Annotated in this window: 20 protein-coding genes, 1 tRNA gene and 1 pseudogene; 14 read left to right on the top strand and 8 right to left on the bottom strand. The window is 49.9% G+C overall.

Translation table 11 applies throughout. From position 1 onward, the window contains the following. Positions 1 to 56 precede the first annotated feature (56 nt). From AC3QL0_RS14910 to AC3QL0_RS14900, 3 genes are all read left to right on the top strand, one after another. Complete coding sequence (locus AC3QL0_RS14910) at positions 57 to 959, top strand: LysR substrate-binding domain-containing protein (RefSeq protein ID WP_493009179.1); 903 nt, start codon at positions 57 to 59, stop codon at positions 957 to 959. 167 nt (positions 960 to 1,126) lie between these two features. Further along, positions 1,127 to 1,681, top strand: a complete 555-nt coding sequence (locus AC3QL0_RS14905) for a hypothetical protein (protein WP_493009178.1) — start codon at positions 1,127 to 1,129, stop codon at positions 1,679 to 1,681. A gap of 401 nt (positions 1,682 to 2,082) precedes the next feature. After that, the gene (locus tag AC3QL0_RS14900) at positions 2,083 to 2,328 is read left to right on the top strand and encodes an autotransporter domain-containing protein (RefSeq protein ID WP_493009177.1); all 246 of its coding nucleotides are present in this window, start codon (positions 2,083 to 2,085) and stop codon (positions 2,326 to 2,328) included. 120 nt (positions 2,329 to 2,448) lie between these two features. On the opposite strand, the gene AC3QL0_RS14895 is transcribed toward AC3QL0_RS14900, so the two are convergent. The 4 genes from AC3QL0_RS14895 to AC3QL0_RS14880 form a co-directional block, all read right to left on the bottom strand. Next, positions 2,449 to 3,759 (bottom strand): MFS transporter, encoded by a 1,311-nt coding sequence (locus AC3QL0_RS14895; RefSeq protein ID WP_493009176.1) that lies wholly within the window; start codon positions 3,757 to 3,759, stop codon positions 2,449 to 2,451. A 29-nt stretch (positions 3,760 to 3,788) separates the two neighbouring features. Then, positions 3,789 to 4,466 (bottom strand): EthD domain-containing protein, encoded by a 678-nt coding sequence (locus AC3QL0_RS14890; protein WP_493009175.1) that lies wholly within the window; start codon positions 4,464 to 4,466, stop codon positions 3,789 to 3,791. Beyond that, positions 4,466 to 5,512: a 2,5-dihydroxypyridine 5,6-dioxygenase NicX family protein gene (locus AC3QL0_RS14885; RefSeq protein ID WP_493009174.1), complete on the bottom strand. Its 1,047-nt coding sequence runs from the start codon at positions 5,510 to 5,512 to the stop codon at positions 4,466 to 4,468. Before AC3QL0_RS14885 ends, AC3QL0_RS14890 begins: the two co-directional genes overlap by 1 nt. A 75-nt stretch (positions 5,513 to 5,587) precedes the next feature. Further along, positions 5,588 to 6,091, bottom strand: a complete 504-nt coding sequence (locus AC3QL0_RS14880) for a flavin reductase family protein (protein ID WP_493009173.1) — start codon at positions 6,089 to 6,091, stop codon at positions 5,588 to 5,590. Positions 6,092 to 6,343: 252 nt separating this feature from the next. Here AC3QL0_RS14880 and AC3QL0_RS14875 point away from each other — a divergent pair, with 252 nt between their 5' ends. Together AC3QL0_RS14875 and AC3QL0_RS14870 are read left to right on the top strand one after the other, a co-directional pair. After that, complete coding sequence (locus AC3QL0_RS14875) at positions 6,344 to 7,573, top strand: acyl-CoA dehydrogenase family protein (RefSeq protein ID WP_493009172.1); 1,230 nt, start codon at positions 6,344 to 6,346, stop codon at positions 7,571 to 7,573. A gap of 4 nt (positions 7,574 to 7,577) precedes the next feature. Then, positions 7,578 to 8,918, top strand: coding sequence for a carboxylesterase family protein (locus AC3QL0_RS14870; protein ID WP_493009171.1), 1,341 nt, complete (start codon positions 7,578 to 7,580; stop codon positions 8,916 to 8,918). Positions 8,919 to 8,991: 73 nt separating this feature from the next. On the opposite strand, the gene AC3QL0_RS14865 is transcribed toward AC3QL0_RS14870, so the two are convergent. Together AC3QL0_RS14865 and AC3QL0_RS14860 are read right to left on the bottom strand one after the other, a co-directional pair. Then, complete coding sequence (locus AC3QL0_RS14865; RefSeq protein ID WP_493009170.1) at positions 8,992 to 9,873, bottom strand: PaaX family transcriptional regulator; 882 nt, start codon at positions 9,871 to 9,873, stop codon at positions 8,992 to 8,994. Positions 9,874 to 10,041: 168 nt separating this feature from the next. Next, positions 10,042 to 10,941: an ABC transporter substrate-binding protein gene (locus AC3QL0_RS14860; RefSeq protein WP_493009169.1), complete on the bottom strand. Its 900-nt coding sequence runs from the start codon at positions 10,939 to 10,941 to the stop codon at positions 10,042 to 10,044. Between the two features lie 244 nt (positions 10,942 to 11,185). Here AC3QL0_RS14860 and AC3QL0_RS14855 point away from each other — a divergent pair. From AC3QL0_RS14855 to AC3QL0_RS14825, 7 genes and pseudogenes are all read left to right on the top strand, one after another. Continuing rightward, a pseudogene (locus AC3QL0_RS14855) lies at positions 11,186 to 11,377 on the top strand (helix-turn-helix domain-containing protein); the annotation flags it as partial. Between the two features lie 30 nt (positions 11,378 to 11,407). After that, positions 11,408 to 11,782, top strand: a complete 375-nt coding sequence (locus tag AC3QL0_RS14850) for a hypothetical protein (protein WP_493011033.1) — start codon at positions 11,408 to 11,410, stop codon at positions 11,780 to 11,782. A gap of 98 nt (positions 11,783 to 11,880) precedes the next feature. Next, the gene (locus AC3QL0_RS14845) at positions 11,881 to 12,951 is read left to right on the top strand and encodes an ABC transporter substrate-binding protein (protein WP_493009168.1); all 1,071 of its coding nucleotides are present in this window, start codon (positions 11,881 to 11,883) and stop codon (positions 12,949 to 12,951) included. A 19-nt stretch (positions 12,952 to 12,970) separates the two neighbouring features. Next, positions 12,971 to 13,861 carry an ABC transporter permease gene (locus tag AC3QL0_RS14840; RefSeq protein WP_493009167.1) on the top strand — a complete coding sequence of 297 codons (891 nt, stop codon included), beginning with the start codon at positions 12,971 to 12,973 and terminating at the stop codon, positions 13,859 to 13,861. After that, positions 13,858 to 14,646 (top strand): ABC transporter ATP-binding protein, encoded by a 789-nt coding sequence (locus AC3QL0_RS14835; RefSeq protein ID WP_493009166.1) that lies wholly within the window; start codon positions 13,858 to 13,860, stop codon positions 14,644 to 14,646. Before AC3QL0_RS14840 ends, AC3QL0_RS14835 begins: the two co-directional genes overlap by 4 nt. 72 nt (positions 14,647 to 14,718) lie before the next feature. Continuing rightward, positions 14,719 to 15,291, top strand: a complete 573-nt coding sequence (locus AC3QL0_RS14830; RefSeq protein ID WP_493009165.1) for an OsmC family protein — start codon at positions 14,719 to 14,721, stop codon at positions 15,289 to 15,291. Next, positions 15,288 to 16,460, top strand: a complete 1,173-nt coding sequence (locus tag AC3QL0_RS14825; protein WP_493009164.1) for a flavin-containing monooxygenase — start codon at positions 15,288 to 15,290, stop codon at positions 16,458 to 16,460. The genes AC3QL0_RS14830 and AC3QL0_RS14825 overlap by 4 nt, the downstream gene beginning before the upstream one ends. 86 nt (positions 16,461 to 16,546) lie before the next feature. On the opposite strand, the gene AC3QL0_RS14820 is transcribed toward AC3QL0_RS14825, so the two are convergent. Further along, positions 16,547 to 16,631: transfer RNA gene (locus tag AC3QL0_RS14820), tRNA-Leu, on the bottom strand. A gap of 296 nt (positions 16,632 to 16,927) precedes the next feature. Here AC3QL0_RS14820 and AC3QL0_RS14815 point away from each other — a divergent pair. Together AC3QL0_RS14815 and htpG are read left to right on the top strand one after the other, a co-directional pair. Further along, positions 16,928 to 17,395 (top strand): NUDIX hydrolase, encoded by a 468-nt coding sequence (locus AC3QL0_RS14815; RefSeq protein ID WP_493009163.1) that lies wholly within the window; start codon positions 16,928 to 16,930, stop codon positions 17,393 to 17,395. 106 nt (positions 17,396 to 17,501) lie between these two features. Continuing rightward, on the top strand, positions 17,502 to 19,409 hold the full coding sequence (htpG, locus tag AC3QL0_RS14810) for a molecular chaperone HtpG (RefSeq protein ID WP_493009162.1): 1,908 nt from the start codon (positions 17,502 to 17,504) through the stop codon (positions 19,407 to 19,409). Positions 19,410 to 19,535: 126 nt separating this feature from the next. On the opposite strand, the gene AC3QL0_RS14805 is transcribed toward htpG, so the two are convergent. Then, entirely contained in the window at positions 19,536 to 20,264 is a 729-nt protein-coding gene (locus AC3QL0_RS14805; protein WP_493009161.1) for an aspartate/glutamate racemase family protein, read from the bottom strand. Positions 20,265 to 20,270: the final 6 nt, after the last annotated feature.

Below are 20,270 nucleotides of genomic sequence, written 5' to 3'. Positions count from 1 at the left end.
TCATATTTGTAGATTAAGCTTGCTATCTGTAAATACCTTTTGAATAAAAATCAAATATGAAAGTAACTCTGGATGAACTTCAAGCCTTTGCAGCAGTGGTAGATGCTGGGTCTATTACGGCAGCCTCTGAGCATCTGGGGCAGACGATTTCGGCCACTAGTCGGTCTTTAGGGCGGTTGGAAGAAAAGTTGCAAACCACCTTGTTGCGCCGTACCACGAGGCGGTTGGAGCTGACAGAAGAGGGTGACGCGTTTTTAAAGCATGCACGTTCTATTTTGGCGTCGGTAGTGGAAGCTGAAGAACAAGTTGCGGCACGGCGTCGCCAGCCAGCAGGGCGCTTGCGTGTAGATGCGGCAACCCCCTTTATGCTGCATGTGATCGTGCCCCTAGTGAAAGGGTTTAGAGAGCGTTTTCCACAGGTGGAATTAGAGCTAAACAGCAACGAAGGCATCACTGATTTGCTGGAAAAGCGCACTGATGTGGCATTCCGAATAGGGCAGTTGCGCGACTCAACTTTACATGCACGCCCCGTAGGCAGCAGCCGTTTACGCATACTGGCAAGCCCGGCGTATTTGGCTGAAATGGGTAATCCACGACAAGCATCAGATCTGCTGTCACATAGATTATTAGGGTTCTCTAGCCCAGAAACATTGAATCAATGGCCGTTAAATGGTGCGGATGGTGAGCTGCTACAAATACGCCCCACCATGATGTCGTCTAGCGGTGAAACTCTACGGCAACTTGCTTTGGCAGGTGAAGGCATTGTGAGTCTCTCGGACTTCATGACCGGCGAGGATGTGAAGAGCGGCAGATTGGTCATGTTGTTCCCCGAAGAGTCCTTAGACATGCGCCGCGCTGTTAATGCGGTGTATTACCGCAACACTGCATTAGCGTCGCGTATCGCCTGTTTTGTGGATTATGTGATTGAGGCCTTAGGTGAAGGGAAGTGCAAGTTATAGGTCTGTCTGCTTTATATGGATTTTAGTGGTTTAGAGCACTGTTTATCGTGCATGTAGTCATTACGATTAGACACATCTTAGTGACTAAACAAAAATGCCCACGCTTTATTCTTGCTATGTGCCAGCGTTCGCTGTGCATGGAGAATTCAAAATGCAGAGGGTGGGAAATGACATTATTCAAGAAAGGTTTGCTGGCTATAGCCGCAAGTTTCATGCTCGCATCGTGTAGTACGTTGACTTCGCTGACGTCCTCTATTGGCGGCGCGAATAATGGGGCTGTAGATGGTGCGAATGTCGCGCAAGAAATCAAAACTAAAGACTTATATGGCGCTTGGGCGGTAAGTGATAAGGGCGAGGTGGATTTTCTGTACCTGGTTGTGCTTATGCCAAACCATATCGGGGTTAATTACCTTACTATTGATGAGAAGAATGGTAAGCCAAAGTCCGAATACACAGAGTTTTACCGATGGGAGTTTAATGAAAAGGATAATATCTTCACGTCGCATGCTTACCAACGCGAGACATCAGAATATGGTCAGCCAGAGAAAACTGAAGAAGTAAATGAAACTGATCATTACAACACTATGATGTATATGAAAGGTAATGAGGTCATAGCGGTTCGATTTACTAAGCCAGATGAAAATTACGTGTTTGTGAAGATGGATGATGAAACGTACCAAGCTCTGGTGAAAGATGTACCAGGGTTGCAGAAAATTAAGTAAATAGAAAACTCCGACTCGGGCCACTACAGCGTAGTGGCCTTTTTTTATGTAGCAAGAATAGTTTTTTGAATATGACGATAAATTTGTAGCCAGAAGGAGTCGTTAATAAATTCTTATGTATAGTGTTGTAAGTATAAATAAATTATTCTTTTAAGAAAAAATTCCTGAAATAGATAAAACTTAATCGCTTTCAGTAAATAAAATGTTGCTTGTTATATTATTTAGGGTTTTCTGTATACAAGTACAAGGGATGCTTTATATTTATTGGGATATAAAAATTACGGTTAGTAAATGAGGCTATATGTTTACTGAACCGTACTCTGTCCTTGGCAGCACATCGTTGAGTTGATTTACGCACAGCTTCCACGAGCGTGAACGTAACCAGCAAGGTTTGGTAGCAGGTGGTTGCTGAAGTGGGCTATGGCTTGAAGTATGCGCCAGAAAGCGCTCTGCTGATCACACCTAAAACGCAGTTAGTCTATAGTCGCTTGTCGGGTGATGATGGCGAAGTGCAGGATACTAGCTATGGTGCTCAGCATAACAATAGGGTGCAGTCCCGTTTGGGCGTGCGTCTTGATGCAGTGGGTAGCAACAGCACCATGTTATTAGCACGCTTGATCCGTAAGCAAGGATCAGGCGCTACATAGGGTATGAGCGGCATGGAGAATCTTAACTACAAGTGGTAAGGCAATAGCCAAATAAAACGCCCCATGTGTGACAACATGGGGCGTTTTTTGTTGCCATGTAGAGAGTTAGCTCTGTGCGACTTAGGCGATGTCGTTTAAGTCTTTGCCTTTGGTTTCTGGCGAAACGATGGTGGCTATCAGTGCTAAGAGGCACAGCACCATCAGGTAAATATCAAACATGTAGGCTTTGTTTAAAGAGTACAGCCATGCTTGTAAATAAGGCGCGGTACCGCCGGTAATAGCACCTGAGATGGCATAGGGCATGCCCATTGCTACAGCGCGAATATGCGTAGGGAATTGCTCAGGGAAGAACGCGGGCATGATGGCAGTAGGGGCGGAAATTAATATCATGCCACCTGCCATAAATACCGCTAAGCGCCAGATTTCACCGTTGCCACCTGTGAAGATCATAGTAAGCGGCATAATGCACACAATGGAGCCTATGCTGAAGAAATACCAGTTCAGCTTTCTGCCAAAAATATCTGACATCTTGCCCCAGAACAGCAAGCAGAAGATGAGGAATATGTTGGCTCCCACACCTGTCCACATGACGGATGCCGGGTTCATTTTTAAGGATGAGATAGCAAAGGTAGGTGCCATGATGGCCCATACGTAATACAGCACTGTGCCGCTGGCAGACAAGGCGAATACGCGTATGCATGAACTGCGATAGCGCCAGACATCGGCCCAAAACTGTTTGCCCGTAGGTGGCGCTTTGGCTGCTTTTTTCTCGGCCTTAAACATGGGGGTTTCATCCAGTTTTTTACGCAGATAAATCGCGTAAATACCCAGCAAACCGCCAATAATGAAGGGTACTCGCCATGCCCACGCATAGACTTGCTCAGGGCCTAGGGTAGAGGTCAAGGTGGCGCTTAATAGCACTGCAGCCAATACGCCAACGGTCACGAAAATAAACACCGACGATGACCATAAGCCGCGTTTGGCCGCTGGTGCCATTTCGGTCACATAGGTAAAGGAGGACACTACCTCGCCACCGTGGCCTATACCTTGCAGCAAACGTCCTATCAATAAGAAGAATGCAGCGGCTGGGCCTATGGTGTCATAGGTGGGTGAAATACCAATTAATAAACTACCGCCAGCCGTGATGAGCATGGCAAGTGTCATCGAGGATCGACGGCCTTTTCTATCGGCCAACCAGCCGAAAAATATGCTGCCCAAAGGGCGCATAAAGAAGCCCACGGCAAAGACGGCCATTGCTCCTAAAAGCGAGGTAAGGGCATCGTCGCTGTGGAAAAACTGTCGTGAAAAATAGGATGCGAAAATGGTGTAGGCGGTCCAGTCGTACCACTCTAGGGCATTGCCTACGCCTACGCCCAGTATGACTTTTCTGTTGTCTGCCTTCGTTTGACCCTGATCTTGTGGTTTGGTCATGTTGTTGCTCTTTTTGTAGTGGTTATGGCTTAGGTTGGTTGTATGGTCGCCGCGCATTGAATGATGAGGCGAGGGGAAGGGGCGGGGCTAAGAAAGTGTTGTGTGTCTTTTGCGGCCTCAGCACCGGCAGGGTGTTGAGCGTGGGCAGAAATGTCCTCTATGGTGGTGAAGCAAGACAAGGTGAAACCATCCCATTCGGGTGGCTGCTGTTGGTACTCACAATCGTTGACGTGCAATTGCACGTAGTGGCTGAGAAAAGGGCTGGCACAGGCAATGGGGGCGTGGGAGTCTTTCCAGTAGTGTCTAAATTGTGAGGTGGTGAGGTCCTCCCGTTTTTTGGCGAAGCGTAAAACGCGTGTGAGAGTGTTGAGGCTAAGGTGTGCGGGGCAGGCTTTGGCAATGACCACATCGGTTAATGCTGTCAGTGCACCAGGGGTGTGGGCGAGCAACCAGCGACGCCATAGTTCTGCGTTGGCTATATCGGTAAAGTCGTATTCATCTACCCAGTCAGCTACAGGGTCTTGAGCGGTATATTCGGTGTCTATGGGTTGGGATTGTGTCCACATGACACAGCCAGATTGCTGTAACGCGGCACACCAGTTGGTGTCGTTTTCTCGCGCTCGCTGTTGCTGCCAAAAGGCCACCGGCGTGTGGCCGGCAGGTCTTTTGGTCAGACTGATTACGCGTATCAGTTGTGGGGCGGCCATTATGCAAGCTTACCCTGTAGAACGCCTTTCTCTACCACGACGTTGCCATCCAAACTGATGGTGCAGTTGCGCATAGGGTAGTCAAAGTGGCACGACGTAAAGCGTCCGGCTGCGGGGTTGGCACCAGTGGAAAACAAGAAGTTGCCGGCAAACGCACGCTGTTCAGTACCGTTGGTATCGCGTTTGTCGTACATGACCATGGAATCCCAGCGAGCACCTTTGGCCATCCCCCAGCCCACGTGACTAATCGCGTAGGCTTCGCGTTCTTGCCAGTTGGCGTAGTACGAGCGAATCAGCTCGGCATCTAAACCATTGCCTTCGATATGGGTGATGAAGTCATTTTCAAAGTGGAAAATGACTGGGGATTCCAGATAGCGTTTGAAGGTCAGATTCAGATCACCACGGTCCAACACAATGGTGCCGTTGACGCTGCCATTGCTGGGGTAGCAGATGCATAAGCCTGCTGGCCAGTAACCGAAACTGCCTGGTTGGTCAGCAATACCAGCACTGCCTCGGCCCTGTACGTTGCTAAGGTCTACGGTCAGGTCGGTGCCGGCTTCGGAGGTCACGCGCATGGTGGATGCTGCTGTGATCAACTGGCCACCAATCATGCTTTTTCTATGCGTTTCCACACTGGGTTTTACGCGCTCAAGAATTTCTGGATGCTCATTGCTGATCATCATGATTCGAGCGCCTTTAGACAGCAGAGCGTTGCGTTCTACCGAGTGCAGTAAGCCCTCTACCGTGCAATCCACAATGAATTGACTGTTAGACAGCGCTTGGATAACGGGCTCCAAGCCTTTGATGGCTAACGATGTGCCCGTAGAACGCAGTGGCACAGCCTCTTGAATACGAGGCGACGGCAAACGCACATGAAAAACCTCCAGCCCTAATTGCGTCAGAGCCAGTTCGGCTAAGTCGGCTAACAAGGGGCGAGATTGGGTTTCCGACAAGATCGCTGCGACCTCACCGGGTTTGACTTTGCAGAGCTGAAAAACTTCTACGAAATCGGCGATCCATTTGCCTTCTATACGTTCGGCGTGCATGTGTTGATCCTTTGGGCTGTGGGTGTGTGACAAGGTGGTGCAGTCATGAATGACTGCCGTATGGCAGTGCGCGCTTCACGCGTGGCAAGGGCTCAGGCTAGTAAAGCGTGATTGGTGAAATACCAAGGGAGCGGACTGTTGTTGTATGTGCAGATCGTGAATACGTAGTTGAACGGCTAAGTGATCACCTGCGGGGTGCACGTCGTGGACGGTGCAGTCAAACCAAACTGGTGCATCGGGGATGCGTATCGCACCGTGCTCAGTAGTGTGTTCGCCTATGCCCTCAAAGCGGGCGGCTTTGTCGGCGCTGGCCAGTTGTCGGCAAATCAGAGAGTGCTCGGCATTGAGTACCGATACACCTATGCGCTGTGCTTGCGCCAACAAGGGCCATGTGGACGAGCCGCGTTGTACAAAAAATGCGGCTAATGGCGGGTCTAGTGATACGCCCACGGAAAAGCTAGAGGCCACGATCACATGACGTTGGCCTTCGTGTAGTGCGGCAATGGCAGTGACGCCAGAGGGGAAATGGCTGAACGCCTCGCGCAATTCTTTTTGATTGAAGCTCATGGTGCTGGACATACAGGTCCTCCTTGAAGGAAGAGCTAAGGTTGAACTCTAAAATTTTGTATGGTGCAAATATTAAACGATCATTTGTTATTTGCAATATTCATAGGGAAAACGATAGTGCTTCAGTGCGTGGGTTTACAGGTTTGTTTTCGAGTTTATTAGGGGAAAACCACTATCTTGCGTAATGTTGTGCGTGAATATTTGTTGCTATACCATGACGATCGTAGTCAATTTGAATCAACAAATAAAAAATAAAGGATAGTCATGTCTGTGATCGTGGATAACAATCGTGAGGTGGTTTCGCTGCCTCCTAGCTATGAGCAAACAGCGGAAGTGGTAGAGCGTATTCATCAGATCGGCCCTTTTCTGCGTGAACAGGCCATCATCGCTGACCGTAATCGCTTGCTGCCTACCGAGACGGTTGCTGCGCTAGAGGAAACTGGCGCATGGCGTATTTCGGCATTGAAGCGTTACGGTGGTTTTGAGGGTGGGGCCTCCATGCTGTTGGAGGTGGCACGTACTGTGGGGTATTACGACCCAGCGGCAGCATGGTGTGTGGTGATTTCTAACGGTTCCGTGATGTTGATGAACCGTTTTGGTGACGCGGTATTAGACGAGGTGTTTGCGAACGGCCCTATACGTTCAGCCTCGATTTTTGCACAGCCGCAAGGTACTGCAACGCCAGAGGGCGATGGATGGAAAATTCAAGGCAAATGGCCCTTTGCCTCCAACAGCAATCACTCTGAGTGGGCGTTGGGTATCTTGTTTATCAAAGATGAAAATGGCATGGATCATCAGCCGCCTAAGGTGGGCTTTGTGCTGATGCGGCGCGATGAATTTGAGATTCATGACACGTGGTTCACCATCGGTATGCGTGGATCGGGTTCTAACACCATGATTGCGGAAAATCTCTGGGTACCCAAAGATCGTGTGATTACGTTTGAGGCCTTGATGGGTGATGTGCCAGAAAAAGATCCTCACGCTACTTTTGGCCGTAGATTGACCCCGCACTTAACCATGTCCACCACCATTCAAGCGCCGTCATTGGGTGCCGCGTATGCAGCGTTGGACTTCACACGTGGCGTCGCAAATAAGCGCGGCATCACGTACACGCACTACACCAAGCAAACTGATTCTGGGGCGTTTGTGCAGAATTTGGGTGCGGCCAGCGCGCAAATTGATGGTGCTCGTATGCTGTTAGAGCGTACTGCTGCGGCGGTGGATGCGGCGGCATCAGGTTCTGTGCCTATGCCATTGGAAGAGCGCGCACGTCAACGTGGTGGTATTGGCCATGCGGGTCATGAATTGGTGGATGCGGTGAATGAGTTGTGCTGGTTGCACGGCACTGCATCGTTTGCGGAAAACAGTGTGTTGGGCCGTATGTGGCGTGACATTAATACGGGTACACGCCATGCATCTATTACCGCGCCTATGGGGTACGAGCTGCACGGTAATGCGTTGACAGGTACGCCATACATTTCCAACAAGCTGTAATGCCATGAGTGTGATGGACTTACATGTGCCAACCACCACCTTATCGGTGGATGGCACTACCGTATTGGGGTGGTACGGCCTGCGTTATGCTCAAGCACCGGGCAGGTTCATGCCGTCGCAGTCTGCAACTGGCCGCTTAGCGGTACAGCAGCAGCGCGACGTCCCCATTTTCCCGCAGTTGCCCAGTAGGCTAGCGGCAGTGATGGGGGCAGAAGAGGGTAATCCGCAATCGGAAGATGCCTTCTTCCTGAATATCTGGGCACCTGAGCAGGCTAAAGGTCTGCCTGTGTTGTTCTTTATTCATGGTGGTGCCTGGATGACGGGTGGCGGCACGACGCGCTGGTATGACGGCAGTAAATTGGCAGCGCAAGGCGTGGTGGTGGTTAATGTGAATTACCGGCTAGGTGCATTGGGGCATTTAGGTTCGGCGAATGCGCATGAGCTACCTTTGCCTGCCGCCGATTTAGTGCTGGCGCTGCAATGGGTGCGCCAGCACATCGCACACTGTGGTGGTGACGCGAGCAATCTGACGGTGATGGGGCAGTCATCCGGTGGGTGGTATGCGCATTTGTTGTCGGTATTGCCGTATACCCAAGGGTGGTTAAAGCGAGTGGCCATATTGAGCATGGGGACGCGCACGGCATGGACACCTGCGTATCAGGCAGAAATGACGCACAAGGTAGATGCTGCGTTAAACGGCAATGTGCACACTGCTCCACTGGATGAGTTATTGAAAACCAGCATCGCTGTGGTGGCACAAAAACAGGTGCAGTTGGCGCATGCGCCAGCCGCATTTTTACCGGTAGCCAGTGCGGCCTTTCCTGAGCATTTATTGGATGCTACGTGGGCGGCAGAGGCGTGTCATGCTGAAGCGGTGTATGTGCGTCATGTGGCCGATGAGTCGGCGACGTTCTTCTTTAATGTGCCAGCGCAACGTGATGCTACCCAAGAGCAGGTGGATGCGGTGCTGTCGCAATGGCCAGTGAGTGATTTGCCTGCAGTGCTGATAAAAAACGGTGCATTTGCTGGAGTGGATTCTGGTCTATCACCGTACCGGCAATTGGTAGCAGCGTCATCATGGCAGCAATTTCAGCGATTTCCTGAGCAGTATGCCGCCGCCTTACAGGCAAAAAAAAGTCCAGTGAAAATGACGCATTTCAGCATAGAAAGTCATCAGCCTGATGTGCACAGCGGTCACTGTTTTGATTTGCCGTTTCAGTTCGGAAATCTAGAGGCGTGGCAAAACGCCCCTATGATGGCGGGCTTTGATAAAGGGCGATTCGAGGCGCTATCAACGGCGTTGATTGGTGAGGTGGTGGACTTCGTTAAACACGGTTGTGTGTAACGACAGCAATGATTGATGTGGGTGGGTTCGCAGTGGTGGGGCATCGTAAAAGCGTGCTTCACCACTGCGTTTTTTATGGGTTCTCAAACGTCATCAAGACGTATTGCTCAGACAGGGGTTTGAGCAGACGATGCAAGTCGTTAAACAGCTTGCTGGCTTTAATGCCAATCCAGTTTTCGGGTAGTAATTCGGCAGGAAGGCCGGGGTCTAAAAATGGCAATCTACGCCATTGCGTGACCATAGGAACATAGTCCGCAAACGCGCTTTGTGCGGTTTCAGTGCGGCCCTGTAAAAAGTGGCGCTGCCATTTTTTTAGCACGGGCTCATACAGCTCTACGAAATTCGCGTATTCCGTGGCCAAACTGCGTAAGTCCCACCATTGGCTGACTTTCTGCTGGGCATCCATGATGCCACTGACCTCACAGACAAAAAAGTCTACGTACGCCCACAGTTGGTATTCCTGTATGTATTCCGAGGCTTCTTTTTGCAAGCGTGCGGGGCCAATATATAAGCCCGCAGACACCGAGCCAAAACCCATTTTGGTCAGACCTGAACGGATAATATGGCGGTTTTTGCGCTCGCTTTCTGGCACGGAAAAGGACACCAGTAACCACGGATCGCCAATGCTGGCCGATACGGGAGAGAAAATCCTACTATCACCCGCTTGCATGTGTGGCTCAAGGCTTTCTGCCAAAGCGTAGCTGCTACCAGCTTTGCTGCGTTTGCTGGTGAGTACACCGCGTTTTTTTAGTCTAGAAATTGAGGAGCGAATACTAGATGGCTCAGAGCCTAGCTCGGCCAATAAGCGCACAATGGCAGAGACAGGAATGGGTTTTCCCGCCGGGCGACCATACAAACCAAATAGGGTGAGGATGTAGTGGTGATGAGCTGCTTGGTCGCCGGGCCAGTATTCACGTGCGGCGATAAACTCATTGATGGCGGAAAAATTGCTCATTGCATGCTGTGGAGGAAGGTTAACCAGGCATCAAAAATGCCTAACTATAGTGGCCTAAGCCGTTTTTTTATAGCTGGTAGTGTACCTCAGAGCAAATGCCGCTGTTTAGCTAAAGGGTAACCAACGTAAGGGTTTCAGGGCTTACGTTGGTATATAACGAGAGGGAAATCAGCGGAAAATCTCTGTAAAAGTAGGGGCGTCTACAACATCAGAACCGTGGGTGCGCATGTAGTCCCAAATAGGCTGCCAACGTGCGGCATCGGCCTTCACGGGAGCGACAAAACGGGTTAGCGTGTCGTCCACCATGGCGTGAGTTAAGTCTGAAGGAGCTTCACCACTAGTGCTGTACCACAGTTCCAGAGCAGCTTTAGGATCAGCTTTTAGGGCGACTACAGCCTTGTCCAAATAATGAACTAGTGTTTGTAGGTTGTTTTTGGTGGTGACATCGGCGTTGCGATCCACAATTAATTCCAATGCAGAAAATCCAGGTACATCACCATCGCTGGTGCGGCACAGATCAAGTGGTAGACCCAATAATTTGGCATGCACACCTTCAATGTTGGCAAAGGCTAGCCACGCGGCGTCCGCGCCTTTTTGCAGATTGTCGATGTGATCAAAACCAGCTTCGTATACCGAGATTTGCTCTGGCTTAACGGTGATGGATTGCTTGCGCATCCAGCCCACCAAAATGTTCTGGCACAAGCCATCAGTCACAGGGTTGGATACTGGCGAGGCAACGCGAATAGAGCCGCCTGCTTTTAACGTAGCTTGCGCCGCATGCGTAATCAGCACGCCACCGTCTGTGTGGAAAAACGTACCTAGCGATTGCAGAGCAACCTCTTCTTCGTGTTTTTCAATCAGGTGCAACGGCTCGTTGACTACCGCTTCTACCTCACCCTCAGCCAACGCGGCAAAACCGTCGTAGTGATCATCCGGCACCACCAACTCAATATTCAGAGCACCGTCGCGACGAGCTTCAGCTTGTGCGTGCAGCAGGGGTAGGTGATCAGGGTTCAAATACCATTCCAGAGCAATGCGAACGGTGGGGATAGATGCAGAAGCGGTCATGTGAGTAAGCCTTACGGATAAAAATAGCGAAGCGAGCCAAGCTTAGCTGATTTTTAGTGGTTAGAGAGTGGATGGACGGTTTGAGTGTGTAGACAGTGTCCATAACGGTAAAAGAGGCTGTCTCTAACTGCGTAGTTAATGCTTAAGGCAATCTGTGGCTGCGCAGGTAAAATGAGCGTTCATCTAATACCCTAGTGTGACGATAACGTAAGCATTAGGAGTAGTTACAAGGTAGGAGTCATTGGTGGAGGATTTACCTGCAGTGCAAACTATAACTACACCCGCTGGCGGTACAGTCCACGAACGGTTGTTGAATACGGCGAGAGAGCTATTTTGTAAAAATGGTATCCATGCAACTGGAGTGGCGCGCATTATCGAAGAGTCGAAGGTAGCTAGACGTACGTTATATGAACACTTTGGTTCAAAAGAAAATTTACTAAGAGCCGTATTTGAGCGAGAAGCGAAGATGTGGTTTGACTGGTTTGACATAGACTTGCCAGCATTGTCGCCACACTCGCAGACACAAATGTTGTGTTTGTTTGACCTGTTGTATGAATGGTTTAGTAGCCCAAGCTTTTATGGTTGTATCTTTATTAATGCTGTAGCAGAGCATGATAAAGAACTGAGTTGGGTGGCTCCGTATGCACATACACACTTGCAGTTGGTGCGTGAACGCGTGTTCGGTTTAGCGAAAACTGCAGGTCTGGAGCAGCCGGAGGAGGTCGCTGAGCAGTGGTGTTTATTGATTGACGGCTCTATTGTGTCGGCCATGGTTTCTGGTCGACCAGAGTCTGCACGTACGGCTCAACGTATGGCGCAAAGCCTGTTGGCTGCTTGGTAATAAACAACCTACAAAACAATATAACTGACAAAAAAAACGCTAGATAAAATGACTCTCATCATAAGACCGATCGGTCTACTTATTAAAAGAGAGTCATTATGCCTTCTTTTCTATCGCGTTTTCGTCAACTCAATTCGCTACATGCATCGTTGGATGCACAGAGTACGCTTACCTCAGTATCGCGACGTCAATTTTTATGTGGTTGTGGCTGCGCCGTTCTGACGACCGGATTAGCGGGCTCTGCGTTGTTAGCAGCAGCTACGCGTGCAGAGGCTGCAGCAGGGGGGGAGTTGATCCGTGTTGGACATATGCCTGCTGGGTGTGTGTCGCACGTATTGTTAGCGAAAGCACGTGGTCTTTTTCAAGAAGCGGGCTTAACAGTAGAGCTGAACCAATTTAATGGCCCAGGTGAGGCGACTCAAGCGTTGGAGGCGAATAGCATTGATTTGATGCATGGCCCTTGGACGATGAGCGTGGCAGCGCACGCAGAAGGGGCGAAGCACCTACGTATTATCGGTGGTTCAGGGCAAGCGGGGATTGAGCTTGTCGCTCGGAAGGGGTCCGTTAACAGTGTAGAAGAGCTTATCGCTAAGGCTGGTACAGGGCTGCGTATAGGGACTTTGCGGTTAGATACCTTGGAGTTAGTGGGTTACGGCACCCTCTCTAATCATGGAAAGTCGTATGACGACTATGACATGACATTTTTCAATAGCATGGTGGGTATGGGTGAAGCTATAGCGAATGCCCGAGTGGATGTGTGCACATTGGCCCAACCCTATGCGCAAAGTGTCGTGAGTGAAGCAGGCGGAGTGTACTTAACTGACTCTAACTCGGTGTGGGGGCCAGAGGCGGCGGATTGTGTGATTACTACCAAAGAGGCTACCAGTAATCAACGAGCGGATGCATTGGCTACTTATTTGGGGGTGTTGCAACGTTCTGCTGATCTGCTGAGTAGTGATTACGAGAATGCGTTAGACGATTTGCAGCCTATCTATGGTGCCCCTAAAGATGTGTTGCGCGTGGCTTTGAAGCGGCAGTTTCCTAACCCTGTGATTAGTCCTGTTGGTGTAGAGGGACTGCATAAAGGTGTGCGGTATTTGGTAGAGCTGGGTTACCTCAAAGAAGACAACGTGGATGCGTTGCTGGATTTGCGGCATCAACCCGCCTAAGTCTTAGATAGGTACCTATATGAGTACGGTGCATCACACAAGTCTCGCAGTCTCGCAGCAGGACGTAGTGTCAGAGAAAACAGGCAAGTCGCATACATCACCAATGGTTGTGGCGCTGCAAAGACGTGGCCAACTGCTACGTGTTCTTAATGAGCTGGTTTGGTTCGGATTAGCGTGGTTGTTGATTATTGCCGTGTGGGAGCTAGGAGCATGGCAAGGTTGGCTAAACCCACGCATTTTGCCACCACCCAGTGAAACGATTCCTTATTTGTTGTCCGGCGAGGCTTCATTAGGCTTTGGTATGCAGCGTATCAGCCTGTTTCAGGCCATCGTAGATACCTTGCTCCGCGTGGGCATAGGTATGTCAGCGGGGATTGTAGCCGCCTCTTGTCTAGCGCTACTTGTGATTGAGTCGGTGTGGTTAGCGAGATTGATTATGCCTATTGTGCAATCGCTAGCGCCTATTGCTCCCGTTGCTTGGATCCCATTCACGATAGCTGTAATAGGTATAGGTGGGCCTGCAGCGGTGTTTATTGTGTTTATTACTGTAGTGGGTGCCATGACCTTATCGCTAATAGCCGCTTTGCGTAATGTCCCCGTCGAGTACTTGCGTATTGCACATAACTTGGGTACTTCGCGATTACGGCTGTGGCGACGTATTTTATTGCCTGCGATTGCTCCCAGCGCGATGACTACAGTCAGGATGAGTTTCTTCGGTGCATGGATGGCGGTACTGGCAGGAGAAATGGCGGGTCTGAACTCTGGTTTGGGTTACGTCATCATCATGGCGCAGCAAATGTTCAATATGAAAATGGTGATGTTGGGCATCTTTGCTATAGGCATGATTGGGTTTCTTGTGGATAGGCTTTTGATGGCGTTTAGTCGTTGGGTGATGTGGTGGCCACAATGAGTACTGAATTATTCACTCGCTCAACAGGCTTACAGCTGGAGTTTATGTCTGTTCGTAAAAGCTTTGGAGCAGCAGCCGCGATTGAGGCCGAGGCACTGACGATAGAGGCGGGTAGTTTGACTGTGCTTTTAGGGCGTAGTGGTTGTGGTAAGACCACGCTACTCAATCTGGCGGCTGGCCTAGATGTGCCAGATAGCGGGCAAGTTTTACATGACGGTGCAGTGCTACAACAACCAGCACAACAGTGTGCATTTATTTTTCAGCATAACAATTTGTTCCCGTGGATGACTGCTCAGGAAAACATTAGTTTTCCTTTGGAGAATCAAGGAATAGCACGTGTGGATGCGCGTCAGCACGCACGTGAATTGCTGGAGCAAGTAGGTTTGGGTGCACTGCATGATCGCTTTCCAGCGCAACTGTCAGGAGGTATGCGGCAGAGGGTGGCGCTGGCAAGAAGTATTGCTCTTAAGCCGCGACTCATGATGCTAGATGAGCCCTTTTCTGCTTTGGACACGCAAACGCGACGCTTAATGCAGCAGTACTTGTTGAAGGCGTGGCATGTAACTAATGCGACCGTTCTGATGGTCACTCACGACTTGTCTGAGGCTTTGATGTTAGGCAGCAGAATTGTACTGATGGCCAGTCAGCCTAGTGGACATATTGCAGAAGTGATTGATGTGGACTTGGCTTATCCGCGTGACCCTGATCATCCAGATTTTAGAACGCTACATCAGCGTTTAGATCGTTTTCTGGAGCATGAAATGCTGTTTGCTGAGCAGAGTTAAAGCTTCGGATTATTGACGGTTAACGTCAACAGCATTTAGCGATTTTATTTTTACAAAGACTCAATTGATTATATGACTACGAATACTCACACGACGCTTAACGGCGCTAGTCCCTTAAACGGTATAGATACGCAAACAGTAAGACGAGCCCAAGAACAGATGCGTATAGATCCAGAGGGGGACGTGGCTAAGCCTACTTATAAAGCAACAGTGCTCTGGCAATCTGGTTACCGTACCGAGGCGGTGTTGTCAGGGGGCGTGTCACTGCAAGGCGATGAGCCTGCTGTATACGGTGGACAAGGGGCGGGTGCAACGCCACAAGACTTATTATTGGCGGCGGTAGGGCATTGCCTTACTGCAACCTATGTAGGTGGATTATCGGCGGCTGGTATACGTGTACACCAACTTACGGTCAATGTCAGTGGAAGAGTTAACTTCCGTGCGGCTTATGGTGTGGAAAAAGGATACCCAGGTTTTGAGAGTATTCAGGTAGACGTCAATATACAGACTGATGCACCACAAGACAAAGTAGATGCTTTACTTAATAAGTTACTACCTACTGCGCCAATTCCTGACACCATTTTGCGGCCTGTACCGTTAAAGGTCGACGTGCTGCATACAGCTGTGAAGGCGATTGAGCCATGACTAGCGTTCACGAGGTCGTCATTGTAGGGGGAGGGCCTGCGGGGTTAAGTGCTGCATACACATTACGGCGTCAGGGTATTCAGCCGGTAGTACTAGAGCGATCGCTTCAAGTGGGTGATGTATGGCGGAATCACTATGAGGGATTGCGATTAAATACTAGTCGTTTTTTTTCTCGTTTGCCAGGAGGCTCATTTTCAAAGTTTGCAGGAGCGTGGCCTGGAAAAGAGGAAGTGGCGCAGATGTTGGCGCGCATACCAGAGCGTGGTGGCTTTAGTGTCAATACCGGGGTGCATGTGCAACGTGTGGTTTATGATCCTGCGCTATTGCGGTGGTCGGTCGTAACGGATACGGGAGAGTCTATAGCGGCTCGCATAGTGGTGCTAGCTACTGGGGCAGCAGGTAAGCCCCGGATTCCTGAATGGCCGGGTTTGGGAAGTTGTACTGCTGAAATTGTGCACTCTTCACGGTTTACTAGTGCACAAGAGCATCAAGGTAAACGTGTGTTGGTGGTGGGCAGTGGGAACTCTGGGGCTGAGATTGCCAGTAGACTTGCTGAGCATGCAGAGGAAGTGATTATTTCGGTACGTACGCCTCCTTATATACTACCTAAAAGTATATATGGTGTTCCGTTACCAGCCTTGGGTGTGTTGTTGGGTAAATTACCTTATAGGGTGACAGACGTTGCGCTGGCATGGTTACAGCGTCACTTCGTGGGTGATCTCAGTGCTTATGGGTTGCCGTTGCCTACTGGCAGCTTGACACAAAACTTTGCACGTACACGGGTTACGCCAACCTTATATACACCCTTTGCGCATGCGCTACGTAACGGTCGTATTAAGGTAGTGGGGCCTGTGCAGTCTATAAAAGGTAATGAGGTTGAAATGAGGTCGCAGGTGGGGGGGCACGTTAAGGACACAATGTGCTTTACGCCAGATTTAATTGTGGCAGCAACTGGGTTTCAATCGCAATTGGATGAATTGGTGAGTATTCCAGGGCATGTAATACCAGCCGATTGGCAACAGGCTAAAGAAGCGGGCTTGGAGTTTCAAAAGTACGGCTTATATTGTCTGGGGCAAGTGAACCCGCTTAGTGGCCAGTTACGTGAGATTCGTCTGGAGGCGTACAGAACTGCAAAAGCAGTGAAGCGGCAATTGCAAATGGCGCTATGAGTTGTATGTATAGCTTCCCCCTAGTACTAAAGGGGGGCTACATACAAAAAAAGACCGCTTAAAAAGCGGTCTTTTTTTAGTGTTCTTGGTGCCCGGGGCCGGAATCGAACCGGCACACCTTTCGGTATCGGATTTTGAGTCCGACGCGTCTACCAATTCCACCACCCGGGCAACTTCTAGGCGTGGATGTTTCGTTGGAAACATGTGCTAGGAAAGAAAAGAATTATACCTCGAATTTGAAGATGATCAAGTACTAAATTCAAAATATTTCATTTTTCTTCAAAAAGAGCCTGTTTTAGCCTGTGGGTAGCTCGTTGTAGAGGAATTCAGGTGTCCAGAGTGATAAGAATCGCGATTTCGCTGAACAGGCCGTCACTAAGGTTATAGCGGGCAGAAACGGCGTAGTGGTGATACTGTTCTAGGGTTTGGCGACTACGTCAGGCTGTAAGAGTAAGGACTAACGATAAATGAGCATAACCCCTACCGTAGAAACCCCTGCGACGCTTGTGCGTAGGCCTATACCCGCGACGTTGGGTGTGGTGTGTAAAGATAATCAGGTTTTGTTGATACGGCGACGTAATGCTCCCGATATAGGGCGGTGGAGTTTCCCTGGCGGCAAGATTGATTTTGGGGAGCCCATATTAGAGGCGACACAACGTGAAATCATGGAAGAAGCAGCTGTACAGGCTGAAGCCTTGCAGGTGGTGACTGCGGTGGATGCACACGATATAGACAGTGCAGGCGAGCTGCGTCAGCACTATATTCTGATCGCTGTGGCGTGCAAATGGCTGGGTGGTGAGGCGTGTGCAGGCGACGATGCCTTAGAGGCCAAATGGTTTGATTTGAGCCAGTTGGAGCATATAGAACTCGCCCGCAGCTTTGATGTGCAAAGCGTTGCTACGCAGGCGTATCAGCGCTATCTGGAAAGGGTGTAACACTATGGCTCTTGATATTTACGTAGCCGTCCCCAACTAAGAGATTAATGCGCTGGTGGCGAAAGCCGCTATAGCTTGTTGATGACAACTGAGTAAATACGTAACCATGAGCCAAACCGAGAATAATGTTCAGGCAGCCGAAACCCTAGGTTTTCAAACCGAGGTCAAGCAGTTGCTGCAGTTGATGATTCACTCGCTGTATAGCAACAAAGAGATTTTTCTGCGCGAATTGGTATCCAACGCGTCAGATGCTTGCGATAAGTTGCGCTTCGAAGCGATTGATCGCCAAGAGCTGTTGGAAGGCAGCAGCGAACTACGTATACGTGTTACCTACGACAAAGAAGGTAAAACACTGACCATTAGCGATAATGGTATTGGTATGAACCGCGAAGAAGCGATTGCCAACTTAGGTACTATCGCACGCTCCGGCACCAAAGAATTCTTTACCCAACTGACTGGCGACAAACAAAAAGATGCCCAGTTGATTGGTCAGTTTGGGGTGGGTTTCTACTCCTCCTTTATTGTGGCGAACAAAGTATCGGTATTGTCACGTCGCGCTGGCGATGCTGAAACCGAAGGTGTGCTGTGGGAGTCCGAAGGTTTGGGCGAATTCACAGTAAGCCCGGCCGAGAAAGCCGATCACGGTACTTCCGTTACCCTGTACCTGCGTGATGACGCCGAAGAGTTCCTAGACGGTTGGCGTTTGCGCGCTGTGTTGCGCCGTTATTCCGATCACATTTCTTTGCCAGTACAAATGCTCAAAGAAGAGTGGGACGAGAAAGAATCCAAGCAAATCACACTGAACGATTGGGAAACTGTTAACCAAGCCAATGCGCTGTGGACGCGTTCCCGCAATGAGATCTCTGACGAACAGTACCAAGAGTTCTACAAACATATCGCCCACGATTACGAAAACCCGCTGGCATGGACACATAACCGTGTGGAAGGCCGCAGCGAGTACACGCAATTGTTGTATGTGCCTAAGCACGCCGCCTTTGATTTGTGGGACCGCGATGCCAAGCATGGCGTGAAGCTGTACGTAAAACGCGTATTCATCATGGATGACGCGGATCAGTTGCTGCCTAACTACCTGCGCTTTGTGCGCGGTGTGGTGGATTCTGCTGATTTGCCGCTGAACGTATCGCGTGAAATTCTGCAAGAAAGCCGTGATGTACGGGCAATCCGCGAAGGTAATACTCGTAGATTGCTGGTGTTGCTGGAAGATTTGGCTGAAAACCGTAAAGAGGAATACGCTGAATTCTGGACTAACTTTGGCCAAGTGCTGAAAGAGGGCGTTGGCGAAGATCAGGGCAACAAAGAGAAAATCGCTGCTTTGCTGCGTTTTGCCTCAACCCACAACAACAGCGCTGCGCAAGATGTTTCGTTTGCCGATTACATTTCTCGCATGAAAGAAGGCCAAGACAAGATTTACTACGTCACGGCTGATTCATACACCGCAGCAGCGAACAGTCCACACTTGGAAGTGTTCCGCAAAAAAGGCATCGAAGTATTGCTGATGTCTGACCGCGTAGACGAATGGATGTTGTCTTACCTGCACGAGTTTGAGGGTAAGGCGTTGGTATCGGTGGCTAAGGGCGGTTTAGACTTGGCAAGCCTAGAAGACGAAGCCGAGAAAAAACATCAGGAAGAAGTCGCTGAAAACTTCAAACCTTTGGTTGAGCGTCTGCAAACAGCGCTGGGCGACAAGGTGAAAGAAGTACGTGTGACATCCCGTTTGGTGGATTCCCCAGCGTGTGTGGTGGTGGATGAGAACGAACTCAGCCCACACCTGATTCGTATGCTGCAAGCTGCTGGTCAAGAAGTACCAACCGTCAGACCTATTTTGGAATTGAACCCTGAGCACGCTTTTGCAGCACGTCTGCAATCTGCTGATGACAGCCAGTTTGAAGATTTGGCGTTGGTATTGCTGGATCAAGCCTTGTTGGCTGAAGGTGCGCAGGTAGAAGATCCTGCAGCGTTCGTGAAGCGCGTGAACAAGCTGTTGCTGGGCTAAACTCAAACGGCATAGCGCAGGCAGTAGTCTGTGCAACAAAACACCCCAAGGGCTCAATGCTGTTGGGGTGTTTTGTATTGTGGATTGCAACTAGGTAAAGCGAGCGGTGTAAGCCCTGTGTACCGATTACATATGGCCGTGATACGGCTTACGCACTAATGCATGGTGCACGTAATCAATCATGGTGATGAAGTCGAAGACGGGTAGTTGGGTATCACGTTGCACCGCATGGGCGTAGGGGGGTAAGTCGCTGCATTCCAGTAAGATTGCCCCTAAGTCTGGATTTTGCGTCAGCATGTGGCGGGCAACGCTAGTGACTTCTTCTTCAATGGTGTTAGAGCATAGCGTGCCCTTTTCTTGAAGGATAGCGCTGTTGAATTCAGGTTGATGCTCCATGCCTGCCACGACGACGGGAATGCTGTCAGAAATGCCTAGCGCTGAAAAATGCATGGTGCCTAGCTGGCAAGCGTTGGCAGTAATAATGCCTACCGGTTTACGAGTCAGAGCGTGGATAAAGGGGATTTGCATCAGGCTGGATAAAAACACCGGAATATTGACCGCTGCAGCCACTTCTTTTTGAAATAGGGCCATGAACCCACAAGCGCCGGTAATGGCTTTTACGCCACGACGTTCTAGCTCTTGGGCGGCTTCAATAAAGGGTTTGATGAGTTCGGGGTCGCGCTGGTTTAACAGCCTATCAATGGATGCGCCCTTAACCTCTTGGTAACACACTGGATAACTAAAGGTGGTTGCATTGCCCACATTGCCGGGAATGCAGGGGTAAGCAGCGTCTAAAATTAGAATACCGATGCTTTGGCCATACCAAGATTGGCTGGTTTTTTGAACGTGGTACATGAAGCA

It is taken from the genome of Paenalcaligenes sp. GW821-LYS-B07-1 (genome assembly GCF_058803365.1).
The sequence above is the reverse complement of the archived record's forward strand: the minus strand, read 5'-3'. Positions and strand labels throughout refer to the sequence as shown.